15 protein-coding genes are annotated in these 16255 nt (G+C 70.7%); 4 read left to right on the plus strand and 11 right to left on the minus strand.

Annotated elements, in window-relative coordinates; translation table 11 throughout:
- Window positions 1-13: 13 nt before the first annotated feature.
- From H074_RS11195 to H074_RS11210, 4 genes are all read right to left on the minus strand, one after another.
- On the minus strand, window positions 14-1075 hold the full coding sequence (locus tag H074_RS11195) for an NAD-dependent epimerase/dehydratase family protein (RefSeq protein WP_007030139.1): 1062 nt from the start codon (window positions 1073-1075) through the stop codon (window positions 14-16).
- 11 nt (window positions 1076-1086) lie between these two features.
- The gene (locus H074_RS11200; RefSeq protein ID WP_007030140.1) at window positions 1087-2670 is read right to left on the minus strand and encodes a phytoene desaturase family protein; all 1584 of its coding nucleotides are present in this window, start codon (window positions 2668-2670) and stop codon (window positions 1087-1089) included.
- Between the two features lie 46 nt (window positions 2671-2716).
- Window positions 2717-3778 carry a hypothetical protein gene (locus H074_RS11205; protein WP_007030141.1) on the minus strand — a complete coding sequence of 354 codons (1062 nt, stop codon included), beginning with the start codon at window positions 3776-3778 and terminating at the stop codon, window positions 2717-2719.
- Window positions 3779-3860: 82 nt separating this feature from the next.
- Window positions 3861-4817, minus strand: a complete 957-nt coding sequence (locus H074_RS11210; protein ID WP_007030142.1) for a zinc-dependent alcohol dehydrogenase family protein — start codon at window positions 4815-4817, stop codon at window positions 3861-3863.
- 75 nt (window positions 4818-4892) lie between these two features.
- On the opposite strand from H074_RS11210, the gene H074_RS11215 reads away from it, so the two are divergent.
- Entirely contained in the window at window positions 4893-5531 is a 639-nt protein-coding gene (locus H074_RS11215; RefSeq protein WP_085940920.1) for a TetR/AcrR family transcriptional regulator, read from the plus strand.
- A gap of 60 nt (window positions 5532-5591) precedes the next feature.
- On the opposite strand, the gene H074_RS11220 is transcribed toward H074_RS11215, so the two are convergent.
- A complete protein-coding gene (locus H074_RS11220) occupies window positions 5592-6506 on the minus strand; it encodes a LysR family transcriptional regulator (protein ID WP_039922082.1) in 915 nt (304 codons plus the stop codon).
- Window positions 6507-6578: 72 nt separating this feature from the next.
- Here H074_RS11220 and H074_RS11225 point away from each other — a divergent pair, with 72 nt between their 5' ends.
- Window positions 6579-7547, plus strand: a complete 969-nt coding sequence (locus H074_RS11225) for a DMT family transporter (protein WP_007030145.1) — start codon at window positions 6579-6581, stop codon at window positions 7545-7547.
- Here the strand turns inward: H074_RS11225 and H074_RS11230 are convergent.
- Both H074_RS11230 and H074_RS11235 read right to left on the minus strand, forming a co-directional pair.
- The gene (locus tag H074_RS11230) at window positions 7461-7946 is read right to left on the minus strand and encodes a universal stress protein (protein WP_007030146.1); all 486 of its coding nucleotides are present in this window, start codon (window positions 7944-7946) and stop codon (window positions 7461-7463) included. The genes H074_RS11225 and H074_RS11230 overlap by 87 nt on opposite strands.
- Window positions 7947-7952: 6 nt before the next feature.
- Entirely contained in the window at window positions 7953-9530 is a 1578-nt protein-coding gene (locus H074_RS11235) for an MDR family MFS transporter (protein ID WP_007030147.1), read from the minus strand.
- A gap of 87 nt (window positions 9531-9617) precedes the next feature.
- On the opposite strand from H074_RS11235, the gene H074_RS11240 reads away from it, so the two are divergent.
- Entirely contained in the window at window positions 9618-10199 is a 582-nt protein-coding gene (locus H074_RS11240; RefSeq protein WP_007030148.1) for a TetR/AcrR family transcriptional regulator, read from the plus strand.
- Between the two features lie 69 nt (window positions 10200-10268).
- On the opposite strand, the gene H074_RS11245 is transcribed toward H074_RS11240, so the two are convergent.
- From H074_RS11245 to H074_RS11260, 4 genes are all read right to left on the minus strand, one after another.
- Window positions 10269-11486 (minus strand): glycosyltransferase, encoded by a 1218-nt coding sequence (locus H074_RS11245; RefSeq protein WP_039922086.1) that lies wholly within the window; start codon window positions 11484-11486, stop codon window positions 10269-10271.
- A 145-nt stretch (window positions 11487-11631) separates the two neighbouring features.
- Window positions 11632-12297 (minus strand): helix-turn-helix transcriptional regulator, encoded by a 666-nt coding sequence (locus H074_RS11250; RefSeq protein ID WP_007030150.1) that lies wholly within the window; start codon window positions 12295-12297, stop codon window positions 11632-11634.
- A 253-nt stretch (window positions 12298-12550) separates the two neighbouring features.
- Window positions 12551-13198 (minus strand): TetR/AcrR family transcriptional regulator, encoded by a 648-nt coding sequence (locus H074_RS11255; RefSeq protein ID WP_007030151.1) that lies wholly within the window; start codon window positions 13196-13198, stop codon window positions 12551-12553.
- A gap of 81 nt (window positions 13199-13279) precedes the next feature.
- Window positions 13280-15517, minus strand: coding sequence for an ATP-binding protein (locus H074_RS11260; RefSeq protein ID WP_007030152.1), 2238 nt, complete (start codon window positions 15515-15517; stop codon window positions 13280-13282).
- 93 nt (window positions 15518-15610) lie between these two features.
- Between H074_RS11260 and H074_RS11265 the strand changes: the two genes are divergently transcribed.
- On the plus strand, window positions 15611-16255 hold the full coding sequence (locus H074_RS11265; RefSeq protein WP_007030153.1) for a helix-turn-helix transcriptional regulator: 645 nt from the start codon (window positions 15611-15613) through the stop codon (window positions 16253-16255).

Below are 16255 nucleotides of genomic sequence, written 5' to 3' on the forward strand. Positions count from 1 at the left end.
CTGGACTTCCGGCTCAACGACCGGTGGACTGATCCTGATGGCTCGGCCGTCCGAGCCGTACCCGGTCGCGAGGCGGGTCGAGGGGACGGCTGTCGCCCCGTCGCCCGGCTCGGATGGCGGCGAGGAGGTCGGTGATCGTGGACGCCGCGTCGTGCCGCGGTCGCCAGCCGAGTTCCTCCCGTGCGCGGCGAGTGTCCACAAGTGACGCTCGATCGGCGAGTCGCAACCAGGATGGATGCAGGGGTTGCAGGCCGAGCCGCCAGCTCGGCCAGGCCAGTCCGGTCAGCAGCCTCAGCGGTACGGGTATCCGGATCCCACCTGCCAGCGCCGCGAGGTCGCGGCTCTTGAGAACGGAGTCACCGGCGAGGTTGAACGCACCGGTCGCGCGGCGGTCGAGGATCGCCAGGATCGCTCGTGCCACATCGTCGGAATGCACCACCTGCATCCGCAGTCCCGGCCACAACGGCACCGGCAGCCACTTGCGACCGAGTGGCAGCGGCGGCGCCAGCGGGCTGAGCAGCCAACCGGAGAACTCGGCCGCCGCGTCCGGCTGGACGACACCGCACGGACGGATCCGCGCCACCCGGATCCCGGGGTGATCACGGCAGAACTCGTCCAATTTGGACTCGAAAGCCGCTTTTCCCGCGCTGTAGGCGCTGTCGGCCAATCCGCCGCAGGGCCATCCTTCGTCCACCTCGTCCCAGCGGTTCGCCGGGGTGTAGGCGGCGACCGACGACGCGCACACGACATGCTCCACTCCGGCGTCGGCGGCCGCGCGCAGGACGTTCGCACTGCCCGCCATGTTGGTCCGGAGCATCGCCGGGTCGTCGGCGCGCGGGTGGATCGCCCAGGCGAGGTGCACCACCGCGTCCGCCCCGGTGAAGGTTCCGGTCAGCTCCGGCCAGGCGTCGTTCGCGCCGACGTCCTGCTGGACCCAGCGGGCCGACGAATAAGGTGCGGCGGCCGTATCGGGGCGTCGGCGCGCCACGCCGACCACCTCGTGGTCTTCCCCGGCCAGTACCCGGAGCAAGGCGGTCCCGATGTTCCCGCTCGCACCGGTGACGACGATCTTCATCCGCGGAGTCCTCATCGGTAGACGGCGCGGTGCGCGGCACGCACCGTCGCGCGGTAGACGGAACCGGCCCAGCCGTCACGGGCGAGGGCTGCCCTGGCGGCGTTCGATCCGGGCGCGCCGTGCACCGCGCCGCCGGGATGCGCCGACGCGGAGGCCAGGAAGAGCCGGTCGATCGGGGTGTCGGCCCGGCCGAGACCGGGGACGGGCCGGAAGAAGAGCTGTTGCTGGATGGCCGCGGTTCCGGCGTTGATCGAACCTTCCACCAGGCTGTGGTTCCCTTCCTGCAGTTCGGCCGGCCCGGCGATCGCGCGGCCGGCGATCAGGCCGCGGAAACCGGGCGCGTGCCTCTCCAGGACCTCTTCCATCCGGTCCGCGTGGCGGCGCAACCGGGAAGCGGTCCAGGTTTCGCCCCTCGGCACATGGGTGTAGGCCCAGGCGGATTCGGTACCGGCGGGGGAGCGGGTCGGGTCGGCGGTGGTCATCTGCCCGAGCAACAGGAAGAGATCACGGGGCACCCGCCCGCAGGCGAGATCGTTGGCGATCCCGGCGAGGCCGTCGAGGTCCGCTCCGATGTGGACGGTCCCCGCCTCGCCGACCTCGGCGGCGTTCCACGGGATGGGCGACGACAGCGCCCAGTCCACCTTGATCGTGGCGTCGTCCCAGACGAAACGGTCCAGATCGGACACCAGCCGCGCGGGAAGGTGCTCGTCGCCGACCAGATCCCTGTACAGCACCGGCGCGGGGACGTCGGCGAGCACGGCCCGGCGGGCACGGACCGATCCGCCGTCCGCGTCCCGGACACCCACCGCCCGGCCGCCCGAGAGCGTCACTTCGGTGACCGGCGTGCCGCAGACGATCTCCCCGCCCTTGACGGACAGGCGTTTCACCAGCGCGTCGGTCAGACGGCCTGCCCCGCCTTCCGGGACCGGGAAACCGACGTCCTGACCGAGCATGGTCAGCAGCCAACCGAAGACGCCGCTCCCGGCCTGGTCCGGGCCGAGGTCGGTGTGCATGGCGTTGCCCGCGAGCAGCAGGCGGGCGCCTTCGCCGTCGAATTTCTCCTTGCCGAGGCCGCGGGCGGTCAGTGTCAGCATCCTCGCCAGCCGGAGCGATTCCGCGGTGCCGAGCGTCTTGACCAGCCGTGCCCCCGACCGCACCGGCGGAAAGGGGCGGACGATCGCGTCCAGCAGTGGTTCGCGCAGACGCCGCCAGTTCGCGTGTTCGGACCGCAGGTTGTCCGCGTCCCGTTCGTCGAACCCCGCGACGGAGCGGGCGGTGCGGTCGAGGTCGCGGGACTGCAGGACATACCGGTCGTCGGGCAGCACATGCGCCAATACCGCCGGGGCGTGCCGCCACCGCAGGCCGTGGTCCTCGAGATCCAGCCCGGCGAGCACCGGCGACGCTGCGCCGAGCGGGTAGAAAGCGCTGTAGACGTCGTTACGGAACCCCGGAGCGGTGAGCTCCTCGGTCCGTACCGCGCCACCGGGCTTCGGCGTGGCCTCGATGACCAGGGTCTCCCAGCCCGCGTCGGCCAGCAAGTTGGCCGCGACCAGGCCGTTCGGTCCCGATCCGACCACCACGGCGTCGACTTCCATGCTCAGGGCATACCCCGGACGAGCGGGTTCAATCCCTTTGCCGTGCTCACGAACGGCGCCAGGCGATCCCGCGGTAGGTGGAGCTGTCCGCGGCGAGGCCGTAGCCGATGATGACGGTGCCGCTCGCGTTGATGTGCTGGGCCACGATCGCGGTGAGACCGCGAGGCGACGGGAGCGGGAACGGCCTCGCGTCCGCGTCCCAGCGGACCGGCCGCGCCGTTCCCTCACTCACGGACTCGCCGACGACGGTCCCGGCGTCGTCGATGTCGAAGCACGTACTGGCGATGTCCGAGGGCAGGGGCCGGAGCACGGTGGGCCGTCCGTCGCGATCCCAGCGCGCGCAGGTGCCGCGCCGGTCCGGCGTCACACCCCAGCCGATCGCGACACCGCGCCGGGTGATCCGGACGACCTGTCCCGCGGAGAACTCCGGTTCACCGGTCAGCAGGACGGTGCCCCCGTCGCGGTGCCACACGACCCCGTCGCCGACGATGGCACCGGAGTCGGTGATACCGCACGCCGTCGCGCGGCGGGGCGGGGGAAGTGTGCTGATCTTCCCCGACGACGTCCAGCGCACCGCGGTCCGGGTGCCCGTACCGTTCTTGGCCGATCCGACGACCTCGTCCAGCCCGTTCAGGTCGTGACCCTGGGTCTCGCCGTCGCCGGGCAGGGTGCCGAGTTCCACGGCCTCGCCGCCGGGTTCCCAGCGCAGCGCCCGCCACCGGTAGCCCGGCCACATCGCGTTCCCCAGTATCGACCCGCGTTCGTTCACCCGGCATGCCGAGCCGGAGACCACGCCGTCGGGGAGTTCGAGCGCGCGCACCCGGCCGTCGGGCCGCCAGCACACGGGCAGGAGGTGCTCGCCGACGTAGAGCGCGCCCACGATGACCCCCGCCGGGTTGACGCTGACCGCGCTGCCGCCGGAACAGCCGTCGAGGACCGGCAGCGGCGTGGGGCGTCCGTCCCGGTCCCAGCGCACCGGCCGCGAACCGGACTCGCCCACGATCGTCCCGGCGTCGTTCACGCAGTAGGCGCCGGTGCCCTCGCCGTCGGAGAGCGGCCGTAGGCCGACCGCAGTGAAACCGGGTTCCTCGGGCATCGGATCGGGCACGAGTCGGCAGCCTAGTGCGAGGGCGCACGCAATGGGGAAACTTGCACTGACCGGGTGACATGGTGCTCCACATAGGACCTGTCTACGGCGTCAGCACTATCCTGCCGAACACTTCGCCGTCGTCCATCTTCCGGTGCGCCAGAACGGCTTTCTCCAGCGGTAGCAGCTCGTGCACCACCGAACGCAGTTCGCCGCGAGTCGCCGCGGCGAACTGCTCCGCACTAGCCTTCCGCCGATCCGGCTCGGGGATCGAGTCCGCGCTGAAGGCCGCGAACGACAGGGACTTCCGGAAGGTCGCCATCAGCTTCGCGCCGAAGTCCGCCGGTGGCATGCCCGCGACCACGCCGACGACGACCATGCGGCCGTTCGGATTCAGCCGGTCGAAGAAGGAAGGCATGTCCACACCGGACACGATGTCGACGATGACGTCGTAACCCGCCGGGCCGTCCCCCGCGCCGGAGCGGTCGAGGACATGGGTCGCGCCCAGCTCGCGAAGGCGGTCGCCGCGCTCGGACGAGGACGTCGTGACCGCCACGGCGCTCGCGCCGCCCCGCGCCGCGAGTTGCACCGTCATGATCCCGATGCTGCCGGCCGCCCCGCGCACCAGCACCGATTCGCCTGCCTCGAAAGGGGCGTGCGCGAGGCCGAAATGGGCCACCATGCCGGAAGTCCCGAGGGCCACCGCGTCGGTGGCGGACAGGTTCTCGGGCAGGGACAGGAGCTTCTCGACCGGGACAGCCGTTCGTTCGACGTAGCCGCCGCCCTCGCCGGTGAACGCCCAGACACGCCGCCCGATCCAGGCCGGATCGACGCCGTCGCCGACCGCGGTGACGGTGCCCGCCACCTCGTTGCCGGGAATGTGCCCTTCCCGGAAGCCGAAACCGGCGAGAGCGCCGCTCCGGATCACGGTGTCGACCCCGCCGACGCCGATCGCTTCCACGCTGATCAGCACCTCTCCGGCGGCGGGAACGGGGGAGGGTAAGTCGATCACGGCAAGGCCGTCGGGGCCGCCGAACGTCCGGATTTCGACTGCTCGCATCTTCGTCTCCTGGTCGTCGATCACTGACCCGGCGGACGCTAACGGACGCCCCCGTCCGTTTTGGCTAAAGTGAGAGTGGCGACCCCTCGTTTGTCTCGGATCCCGCGCTCCGACGCCCTGGACAACCGTGAACGCATCCTCGAAGCGGCTCGCGCGCTGTTCGCCACCGAAGGTCTGAACGTGCCGCTGCGGGAAGTCGCGCGCCGCGCCGAAGTCGGTCCTGCCACGTTGTATCGCCACTTCCCGACCAAGGAGATCCTGGCGACCGAGGCCTTCGCCGACCAGATGCGCACCTGCCACCTCGTCGTCGACGAGGGGCTCGCCGACCCGGATCCGTGGCGCGGCTTCTGTTCCGTGATCGAGAAGATCTGCGAGCTGCACTCGCGCGACCGGGGCTTCACGGCCGCTTTCGTGTCGGCCTTCCCCAAGGCGGTGGATTTCACCGCGGACCGCGACTACGCGCTCAAGGCGATCGCCGAACTGGCGGGCCGGGCCAAGGACGCCGGGAACCTGCGCCCCGACTTCGTTCTCGACGACCTGATCCTCATGCTCATGGCCAACAACGGGATCCAAGCCGCTTCGGCGGCCGCGCAGGTCGCGGCGTCCCGGCGGTTCGCCGCGCTCGTGATCCAGGCCTTCCGGGCCGTGCCAAAACAGGCGCCGCTGCCGCCTGTCGCGCGGCTGGCCCTCGTGATGCCGGGAATGACCCTTTGAGTCATTTCCTGCGGGCTTCGAGGCCTTCCAAGACGAGGTCCAGGCCGTAGGCGAATTCGCTCACGAGCCCCAGGAGCGGGCGGCCTCCACCAGCGCCGTGACACACTCCGCGACAGCGGGCCGGGTTTCCCCTTGCGGTTGCACGGCGTAGAGCTGCCGGTGCAGTACCGGTTCGAGCGGTGCGCACACCACGGTCGACGGCGCGATCGTGGTGGCCATGCTCGGCACGAGCGTGACGGCGCCGAGCCCGGCGACGACGGCGAACTGGGTGCCGAATCCGCTGACCGTGTGCCGCACGACCGGTTCGATACCGCGTTCGCGCAGGGTCTGGCGGATCCAGGCGTTCGCCAGGGTGGGACGGGCCCAGGCGACCCAGATCTCCTCCGCGAGGTCTTCTGCGCGCACCGAGTCCGCGCCCGCCAGTGGGTGTCCGGCAGGGAGCACGATCATCGCCGAGTCGTCGCGCAGTTCGGTCCAGCGGGTGGCGGGCGGCCGGGTGAGCGGCAGGTTCTCCCAGCTCTCGACGACCACGACGTCGAAGACGCCGTCGGCGAGCGCGGGGAGGGCCACCTCGGGTTCGACCTCGTGCAGCCGTGCCTCGATGCCGGGGTGGCGGACGGCGAGGCCGGTGAGCGCGGGGGTGATGAACGTGTGCACCCCGGACGGGATGGCGCCGATCTCGACGACCCCGGTCGTCTCCCCGGTGAGGGAGTCCAGATCGGCGCGGGCGGCGCGGAGTTCGGCGAGGACCCGGTCCGAGCGCTGCGCCAGCAACAGCCCCGCCGGGGTGAGCCGCACGCCGCGCCCGTGCCGGACGAGGAGCCCGGTGCCCGCCTCCCGCTCCAGTTTGGTCAGCTGCTGGGAGATCGCCGACGGCGTCACGTGCAGCAGCTCGGCCGCGGCGGCGAGCGATCCCCGCCGCCACACCGCGTGCAGCATCCGCAGCCGTTCCACATTGGACAGATCGCCACTCATTAGCCGAGCTTAACCCTCGGGGTAAGAGGATCTCGCTGGTCCTCGCGGGCGTCGTGCGATCGAATCGAAGTCATGCGGCACACCGGAATGCTCATCGATCCGAAGGCGCAAGGAGTCCTCGGAGCCCTCGCGATCGCCCTGTCCGCCCCGCTCGTCGCGCTGTCCGGGGTCAGTTCGACGACGGCGACGTTCTTCCGCTGCCTGTTCGCGTTGCCGATCCTCGTGGTCCTGGCGTTATCCCGGGAGAGAGGACACCGTCCCACTCCGGCGGCACGGCGGCGGCACGTGCTGGCCGGCGTCCTGTTCGGGGTCGACATGGTGCTGTGGAGCGAGGCGATCCTCTCCGTTGGCGCCGGAGTCGCCACGGCACTGGTCAACGTCCAGGTGATCCTCGTCCCCCTGGCCGGACTGCTCTGGTTCGGTGAGCGGCCGCCGCGGTCGTTCTGGCTGTCCGTCCCGGTGATGCTGGCGGGAACGGCACTGGCCGGGGGACTGGCGGACGGCGGTGCCGCGGGCAGCGATCCCTGGTACGGCACGGTGATGGCGCTGCTGGCGGGCGTGGCCTACGCCGGCTACCTGATCCTGTTGCGCCGCGCCGGAACCGAAGGCGGCGGCCGCACGACCATGCTCGCCACCGCGACAGCGGCTTCGGCGAGCGTGGGCGGTCTTTCGGGGCTGGCCGCCGGAAATCTCGACGTCACGCCGCCGGTTTCGGCGTTGCTGTGGCTGTTCGTGCTGGCCGTGACCGGTCAGGTGCTCGGCTGGCTCCTGATCGGGCGGGCGCTGTCCGCGCTGCCCGCCGGCGGCGGATCCGCCGTGCTCATGCTGCAACCCGCCGCCGCCATCCTGTTCGGGGCCGCCCTGCTCGGCCAGTGGCCGACACCGCTTCAACTGACGGGCTGCGCGCTCGTCGTCGCCGCGGTCGGAGCCGTCTCGTTCCTCGGCGGCCGGTCGTCACGGAACCACCAGCACCGGCCAGTGCCCGGTCTTGATGAGCTTGGTCGCGACCGACCCCGCGAACCGGTGGCCCGCCTTCTGTGAGGCACCGACCACGACGGTGTCGACCTGGCCGCGGTCGGCGGTGCCGCGGAGCGCGGTGTACGGATCGCCGAAGGTCTTCAAAAAACTGACCGGCACTTCCAGTTCCTCGGCCGCCGTGCGGATCTGCTCGCGGATTTCCGCGTAGAGCTGCAAGGTCGTGTCGTGCTCCACCGTCGCCGCGACCGCCGGTCCGAGGGTGGTCAGCGCCGTGTGGCAGACGACGAAGGCGACGATCAGCCTGCCGCCCTCGCGCCGTGCCATGCCGAAGGCGAAGGCGGCCGCCCGCATCGCCGTGTCGGAGCCGTCGACCCCGGCCAGGATGGCCCGCCCCGTGTGGTGCCGGGGCGGGCCGAAACGCTCCACAGTGGACTCGAAGGCCCCGGCGGCGTTCCCGTTCATCGCGGGCTACCGCGCGACCGGGTCGGAAGCCGGGGCTTCCGACTTCGTCTCCACGTCGAGGGTGGTGCGCAGGGTGAGCGGCTTGAGCAGCAGCGCCGCGATCACGCCCACGACGCCCACCGCCGCGGAGATCAGGAAGATGTGCGCGGTCGCGTCGCCGTACACGGTGTGCACGATCGTCTGGACCTCCGGTGGCAGCGCCTTGAGGTTCAGCGCGCTGACGCTCCCGGTCGACGCCTGGCCCGCCGGCACGTGCAGCGCGGTGGACAGGTCGGCCGTGACCCGGTTCGCGAGCACGGCACCGAGCACCGAGACGCCGATGGTGCCGCCGAGCGACCGGAAGAACGTGACCGAAGCACTGGCCGCGCCCAGATCCCGCAACGGCACGGTGTTCTGCACGGCGAGCACGAGGTTCTGCATCGTCATGCCGACACCGACGCCGACGACCGCCATCGCGATGCCGACCAGCCACAGCGGGGAGGCGTGGTCGACCGTGCCCAGCCCGAGGAAGCCGATCACCAGGGTGATCGTGCCCGCCACGATGTACGGCTTCATCCGTCCGGTGCGGCTGATCAGGCGTCCGGACACGGTCGAGGAGACGAGCACGCCCGCCATCAGCGGAATGGTCAGCAGACCGGCTTCGGTGGGGGAGTAGCCGCGGCCGACCTGGAAGTACTGGCCGAGGAACACCGAGCCGCCGAACATCGCCATCCCGACCGCGAGGCTCGCGATGATCGCCAGCGCGGGGGTGCGCTGGGTGATGATGTGCAACGGGACGACGGGTTCGCGGACCTTCCGCTCCACCAGCACGGCGAGGACGAGGAGCACGACGCCGCCCGCCACCATGACGGCGGTCTGCCAGGACAGCCAGTCGAAGCTGTTGCCGACGAACGAGACCCAGATCAGCAGGACACTCACACCCGCCGCGATGAGACCCGCGCCGAGGTAGTCCACCTGGACGTTTTCCCGGCGCACGGTCTCCAGCTTCAGTGTCCGTTGCAGCACGATGAACGCCGCCACCGCGATCGGCACGCCGACGAAGAAGCACCAGCGCCAGCCCAGCCACGGCACGTCCACGATCAGGCCGCCGAGCAGTGGCCCGCCGACGGTGGCGACCGCCATGACCGCGCCGAGGTAACCGTTGTAGCGGCCGCGTTCACGCGGCGGGATGATCGCCGCGATCACGACCTGCACCAGTGCTTGCAGGCCGCCGACGCCGATGCCCTGGAACGCGCGGGCGGCGATCAGCTGTCCGGTGTTCTGGCTGAACCCGCTGATCGTCGACCCGATCACGAAGATCACGATCGCGATCTGGACCAGCGTCTTCTTGTTGAACAGATCGGCGAGCTTGCCCCAGATGGGGGTGGTGGCCGTCGCCGCCAGCAGGGTGGCCGTGACCACCCACGTGTACTGCGTCTGCGTGCCGTTCAGCGAGCCGATGATCAACGGCAGGGCGGTCGAGACGACCGTCGAGCTGATCATCGCCACGAGCAGCGCGAGCAGCAGACCGGACAGCGACTCGAGCACCTGGCGGTGCCCCATCGCCCCTGACGGTGCCTCCGCCGTCGTTCCCTCGGTCTTCATGGCGTCCTTTCGAGCGTTCGGGGCAATTGTTGCCCACTGTGCAAACTTGCACAGTGGGAACTTTATTCCCGTCGCTACGCTGTCCTGGTGGACACCCTCGACACGCTCCGCACCCGCAAAAAGGCGGCGACGCGGCAATCACTGCACGAGGCCGCGCTCCGGCTGGCGATGGAGCACGGTCTCGACGGTGTGACCGTCGAGGACATCGCCGACGCGGTGGGCGTGTCCCGGCGGACGTTCTCGAACTACTTCGCGAACAAAGAGGACGCGATCCTGCACGCCGACCGCGAGCGCACCGGGCTGCTGGTGTCGCTGGTCGAAGGCAGGCCTCCCGGCGAGAAGCCATGGCCGGCACTCCGCGCGGCGTGCCGGGAGCTGTACCGGGCCCACCCCGTCCCCGACCGTGAGTGGGTGGCGCAGCTACGGCTGCTGCGGCGGCACCCGTCGCTGCTCGCGCGGCAGGCGGGCGATCAGTTCGCCCTCGAACGCGACCTGATCGAGGTGCTGCTCGCCAGGGGGCACGGCCTCGATCAGGAGCTGGCCAGGCTCACCGCGGCGACCTTCCTCGCCACGCTGCGGACGGGCAACGTGCTGTGGCTGGAAGGCCAGGAAGAGCAGCCGCTCCCCGAGTTGGTGGATCGGTTGCTGGGCCGCGTTCAGCTCCGGTGACCGAGGGCGTGCTCAAGCCTCGTGAGTGGTAAGGACGGTTAGAACCGTCCTTACCACTCACGAGGTGGCCTACGCGTTGACGGTGTCCAAGAGCAGTTTCGCGGCCACCGTCGCCCCGTCGGTGCGGATCGTGTCCGCCACCGCCTTCGCCCGCGCGCCGGTTTCGGGGGACAGGGCCGTCTTGAGCACGGCCGTCAGGGATTCGACGGTCGGCGCCGGATCCTGGTGTGCCACACCGATTCCCAATTCGGCCACCCGTGTGGCCCAGTACGGCTGGTCCGCGATCCGGGGGACGACCACCTGGGGCGCGCCCGCCCGGGACGCCGTCGTCGTGGTGCCCGCGCCGCCGTGGTGCACGACGGCGGCCACCCGGCGGAAGAGCGCTTGCTGATTGACTTCGCCGACGACGAAACAGTCGTCGGCGTCGTCGATCGAACCCAATCCGGCCCACCCGCGGGCGAGCAGGATCCGCCGTCCCAGCGTGCGGGCGGACTCGATGGCCACCCGGGCGATGTCCTTCGGCGCGTACGCGGCCATGCTGCCGAAGCCCACGTACACCGGTGGTTCACCGGAATCGAGGAACTTCTCCAGTTCGTCCGGGAGCGGGCGGTCGTCGGGCCGGATCCACGCTCCCGTCGGGACGAGGTCGAGATCCGTCATGCCCTCCGACGGGCACAAGACCGTGTCCGCCGCCAGCCACGGTGTGCCGGTGAAGACGTGATCGCGGACGTTGTCCACCGGCGGTAGCCCGATCGCCGCCCGGTGACTGTTGAGCGCCCCGCCGTACAAGGCGTCGACCCGTTGCGCGTCCTGCCGCCACAACACCCGGTTGTCGGTCTCTCCCTCCGGGGACGGCGTGCCCGGCCGCATCCCCGGGGCGAAGTGCCGCGACGGCAGCCCGAAGATGTGGAAACACGCGTACACGTAAGGGACCCCGAGTTTCTCGGCCACGTCCCGCGCGCCGGCGGGCAGCAGGCCGGTCGCCAGGATCGCGTCGCACCCTTCTTCCGCCGCCGCGGAGAGCGTTTCGAACCGGGCGGCGACCAGTGCCGGGGCGAGTTTCAGCGCGTCCTCCCCCGTCGGTGGTTTCGGTCCGGCGACCACCGAGTGCACCGTCGGGCCGAGCGGCACCAGCGGAACCCCGGCCCGCTCCAGCAACGTCACGAACTCCTCGTCCGGCGGCGCGCACACCCGGGCCTCCGCGCCCAGTTCCCGTAATGCCATCGCGAGCCCCACCAAGGGTTCGACATCTCCGCGTGACCCCCACGTCGTCAGCAAAACACGCACTTCGCGACTCCCATTTCCGCAGCTTCCAGCCTTCGGCGGGCAATTCTGGGGTATCACCCCGGCCTTGCCGCAAGCCCCCATGTCCGCTATAAGTTGAAGGGGGCAAGGAAATGAGTTCTTTCTCGTCCACTCTGGACGGAGTCCTTCAGATCGAGCCGGTGCGCAGCGCGAAGGCGACGGCGTGCGTGCGGTTGTGCAGGCCGTATCGCGACATCACCCGGTGGAGGACGTTCTTCACCGTGCTCTCCGAATAGGCGAGTTTGGCCGCGATCTCTTCCGTGCCGTGGCCGTCGGCCAGCAGGCGGAGGACTTCACGTTCCCGGTCGGACAGTCCGGACAACGCGAGACCGTTGGGGGCCAGCAGGTCCTCCTGTATCCGTTCGAGCTGGGAGAGCAGGCTGCCCTGCAAACGTGGCGGCAGCGCGCCCGCGCCCTGGCTGACCGCGAGAATCGTCCGCACCAGGTGCTCGCCGTCGAGGTCGCGCCGCGGCAGCAACGCGGCCATACCGCATTCGATCGCCGTCATCAGGACCTGGACCGGAAAATGGTCGGTCACGATCACACATCTCGGTGGCGTCGCGAGTGACGACGCGGCGCGAACCTGGCGCAGGAACGTGAAGACCCCGTCGCCGATCGAATCGCCGACCGTGACGATCACTTCGGCCGGTCCGAGGTCGGTGTCGGGCAGCACGTCCAGTCGTTCATCGGCGCCGAGAATGCTCGTCGCGCCCAGCCCGGCCAGCAGATCCGGGGCATGCACGGCGACTCTGACGCGATCGGTCCTCCTGCTGATCTTCTCCCCGTGAATCATGTCGAAGTCCCCATCCGAAGCGCTCGGAAACCCTGAATCGGGCAGGCGGACCGGCCCGCCGCCTGTCGGGTGCGACGGCGAGCGGTCCGCAGAGTTAGTGGCTCTTGCTTTACTTAGAAGCTATAACGTTCCAACGTTGCATGTCAACCGCCGAGGTCTCGGTTTCCGAGGTCGACGGCGACACCACAGGGCAAGACGCCCGACAGGCGGGAAAGGTTCACTGCGAAGGCGATCGGACTCGGCGGGCGCCGGGTCACCGGTTCGTGAGGTCGTCCAGTTCGTCCGCGATCAACAGGTCGGGGTCGAATTTCATTCCGGTGAAGTGGCCGGCGAGTTCGAGCGAGAGCACGCCGTGCAGGCGGGTCCAGAAGGCGAGCGCGCGGTGCAGGGTCGCGGACGGGGCCGGATCGTCGCCCGCCCAGTCGCGGTGGCTGTCCAGATGCTTGTCGAACGGGGTTTCCGGCTTGTCCACGGTGATCGCGCGGCACGCTTCGAGCAGCACGGCCATGACCTCGCTCGAGATGGCGGTGGTGTCGTCCGGCGCGTGGTAGCCGGGAACGGGCGTGCCGTAGATGAGGAAGTAGCGCTGCGGGTCGCTCCGGGCCCAGTCCCGGATGGTGACGGCGAGCCCGGCCAGATCGGCGCCGCCGTCGAACGCCGCCCGGACGGTGTCGGCGAGGCTCCGGTACGCGTCGCGGATGAGCGCGGTGACGAGATCGTCGCGGCTGGCGAAGTACCGGTACAGGGCGGGACCGCTCATCCCCACCTGTTTGGCGATCGCGTTGAGCGACAGCGCGGGCACCCCGGCGGTGGCGATCTGCTCCCACGCGTGCTGCTTGATCTCCGCGCGCACCTGGTCGCGATAGCGCTCCCGCGGGCTCTGCCCGTCCGCGTCCGTCATCGGCCCTCCGCTCCGTCGGCCCGAAGCTTAGCCCGCTCCTGTCTCGTGAGTGGTGAGGACGGTTCTAACCGTCCTCACCACTCACGAGGACGCGGACAGGAGCGCCAGTTCGGCCAAGGCCTGTTCCCGCCACGCGCTGAACGACGGCCCGGGGGAGAGTTCCACGGCCAGGGTGAGGCACTCCCTGGCCTCCTCGAAGGCACCGGCCTCCCGCCAGGCCCGTCCTTCCCGGATCGCGCTGATCACCTCCAACCCGTCGAAATCGCCTTCCCACGCGAGCCACCGGCTGGTGCGGTAGTGGCCCGCCGCCTCCCGCCATTCGGCGAGACCACCGAGCACGTCGCCGATGGCGCGCAGGGTCAGGGTCTTCAGCAGCCGATGGAAACCGGGGTACGTGTCGCCCGCCAGCCGTTCGGCGTCGGAGAGCACGGCACGGTGCACGGCGAGCGCCTCGTCATGCCGTCCGGCGTTGAGCAGCGCGCGCCCGTACATGTTCCGCGCCGTGGTCTGCCCGTCCCAGAACGGGAGTTCGTCCGCCAGTTCGTACCCGCGCTTCGCGAACTCGAACGCTTCGTCGCCTTGTCCGATCAACCGCAACACCTGGCCGAGGTAAATGGACGCCCAGGTCTGTTCGACTTCGTCACCGATCCGGACGGCGATGTCCAGCGCACGGCGATGCGCGGCCACCGCACCTTCCACGTCGTCGAGACAGACGTTGCAGGCCCAGCCGACGAAGTTGAGCAGTTTCGCCTCGGCCCCGGCGTCGCCGAGCGCGTTCGCCGCGGCCGCGCCGAGCGAGAAGATCTCCCACCACGGCCGCTGGGCACTCCGCCCGTCGGAGTACCAGTGCAGCGCGATGGCGAGATCCCGGACCTCCCGGTGCCGCCCTTTCCGTGCCGCCGTCCGGTGCGCGGCGACCCAGTTCCCGCCTTCGGCCTCCAGCCAGCGGGCGCTCTCGTCCCGCGAGCCGAACCGGCCGGTCTCCGGTGCCTTGGGATAGAACAGCCTGGCCGCTTCGGCCGCCTTGTCGAGAAGATGGGCGAGCACGGTGTCCCGCGCGGCCGGCTCCTCCTCCGCCTCGAACCGTTCCTCGGCGAACAGGCGGATGAGGTCGTGGAACTGGTGCCGTTCCGCTTCCGCGGTGGTCTGCAGGAGGCTGGCGTCGACGAGTTCGTCGAGATGATCGCGGACGTCGGCGTGGGCCGCGCCGGACACGACGACCGCGAGTTCGAGACCGAAGTCGGCGCCGGGCACGGTCGCCAGCCGGCGGAACAGCCGCCGCGCCTCGGGCGAGACCGCGCGATAGGACAGGTCGAAAGCCGAACGCAGCTGCAGATCGCCCGCCGCGAGCGCGCGCAGCCGGGTGCTTTCGTCACGCAGCCGGTCTGCGAGCTGGGCCACGGACCACTGCGGCCGGGTGGCGAGCCGGTTGCCCGCGATCCGGACCGCGAGCGGCAGGTACCCGCACAGTTCGACGAGCTCACGTGCCGCGGCGGGCTCCGCGCGTACCCGGTCGGTGCCGATGATCTTGGCGAGCAGTCCGGTCGCGCCGCCGTCCGAAAGCGGTTCGAGCCCCAGCCAGCGGGCGCCTTCGAGCCCGGCGAGCGTGCGGCGGCAGGTGATCAGGGTGAGGGAGCCGGGCCCGGTGACCAGCAGCGGCCGGATCTGCGCTTCGTCGGCCGCGTTGTCGAGCAGCAGCAGGACCTGGCGCCCTTCGAGCAGCATCCGCAGCAACGCCGACCGTTCGGCTTCGGAGGCGGGCACCTGCCCCGGCGCGACGTCCAGCGCACGCAACAGCCGGTCGAGCGCGGCTCTGGCGCTCAGCGGTTCTTCGTCCATCCCGCGCAGGTCCACCGCGTAGCTCCCGTCCGGGAACTCCGCGCGCCACAGATCCGCCGCGGTCACCGCGAGCGCCGTCTTCCCGACCCCCGCCTGTCCGACGATCGCGACCACGCCACCACCTTCGGCGACCTTCGCGGACAGCTGTTCCAGCTCGCTTTCGCGGCCGGACAGATCCGCGGTGGGCGCGGGCAGCGCGCAGGTCGCCGCGATCTGCGCGGCCAGCGCCGGGTTTCGGCGCCGTCCCTGCTTGGCGACGGTCAGGAAGAATTCCCGGTCACCGCCGGTCAAGCCGAGCGCGTCGGCCAGCACCTCGGCGGAGCGCTGCTGAGCGGCTCGCGCACGGCCGCGCTCCAGCTCGCGCAGGGCACGGACACTGATACCGGAGGCCTCGGCCAGCCGCCCCTGCGTCCATCCCGCGGCCCGCCGATGTTCGAGCAGGAGCTTGCCGAACACCGACCGCGTCTCGTTCGCCTCCACCGCGGCCCATTCAACCGGCAGGCTTCCGATGACGAAAAGCTGCCCCCTGCTTCCGCTTGTCCCGGCTTCTCCGGGGCCGGTTACCTGGAAGGCATGTCGACGATCATGACGACGCCCGTCCGCCCGGTCGTCCGGACCGGGGAGCGCCGGGAGATCCGGGTCGCCGTGCACGCCGGTGATCCGCTCGTCCGGGCGGGGCTGCGCAGCGCGCTCGGCGAAGGCCCTGGCATCACCTTGCGCGACGACCCGGCGCAGGCCGACGTCCTCGTCGCGGTCGCGGGGAACGACCCGCAGCGCATCCCGGCCGGGTCCGCCCGGCTGGTGCTGGTGGCCGATCAGCCCAACAAGGCCGAACTGTGGGCCGCGGTGGAACGCGGGCTCGCCGTCGTCGTCGCACGCGCCGAGGCCACGCCGGGGCGGTTGCTGCGCGCGGTCGCCGACGCCCACGCCGGCCGGGGCGATCTGCCCGCCGATCAGCTCGGCAGCCTGCTCCGCGGGATTTCGAGGCTGCACAAGGAAGTCCTCGAGCCGCGCGAAATCACCCTCAGCGGTCTGTCGCCACGCGAGACCGAAGTGCTCCGCCTGCTCGCGGACGGGTTCGACACCGGTGAGATCGCCCGGCGGGTGGCCTACTCGGACCGGACCGTGAAGAACATCCTGCACGGCCTGCTCAGCCGGTTCAATCTGCGCAACCGCACCCACGTCGTGGCGTACGCGCTCCGCGAAGGCCTCATCTGA

The sequence above is a fragment of the Amycolatopsis decaplanina DSM 44594 genome (genome assembly GCF_000342005.1).
Taxonomy (GTDB): Bacteria; Actinomycetota; Actinomycetes; order Mycobacteriales; family Pseudonocardiaceae; genus Amycolatopsis; species Amycolatopsis decaplanina.

Coding starts and splice junctions, on each gene's coding strand:
- H074_RS11195 (WP_007030139.1), bottom strand. CDS start 1,075: ATGAAGATCGTCGTCACCGGTGCGAGCGGGAACATCGGGACCGCCTTG.
- H074_RS11200 (WP_007030140.1), bottom strand. CDS start 2,670: ATGGAAGTCGACGCCGTGGTGGTCGGATCGGGACCGAACGGCCTGGTC.
- H074_RS11210 (WP_007030142.1), bottom strand. CDS start 4,817: ATGCGAGCAGTCGAAATCCGGACGTTCGGCGGCCCCGACGGCCTTGCC.
- H074_RS11220 (WP_039922082.1), bottom strand. CDS start 6,506: ATGAGTGGCGATCTGTCCAATGTGGAACGGCTGCGGATGCTGCACGCG.
- H074_RS11225 (WP_007030145.1), top strand. CDS start 6,579: ATGCGGCACACCGGAATGCTCATCGATCCGAAGGCGCAAGGAGTCCTC.
- H074_RS11230 (WP_007030146.1), bottom strand. CDS start 7,946: ATGAACGGGAACGCCGCCGGGGCCTTCGAGTCCACTGTGGAGCGTTTC.
- H074_RS11235 (WP_007030147.1), bottom strand. CDS start 9,530: ATGAAGACCGAGGGAACGACGGCGGAGGCACCGTCAGGGGCGATGGGG.
- H074_RS11250 (WP_007030150.1), bottom strand. CDS start 12,297: ATGATTCACGGGGAGAAGATCAGCAGGAGGACCGATCGCGTCAGAGTC.
- H074_RS11255 (WP_007030151.1), bottom strand. CDS start 13,198: ATGACGGACGCGGACGGGCAGAGCCCGCGGGAGCGCTATCGCGACCAG.
- H074_RS11265 (WP_007030153.1), top strand. CDS start 15,611: ATGTCGACGATCATGACGACGCCCGTCCGCCCGGTCGTCCGGACCGGG.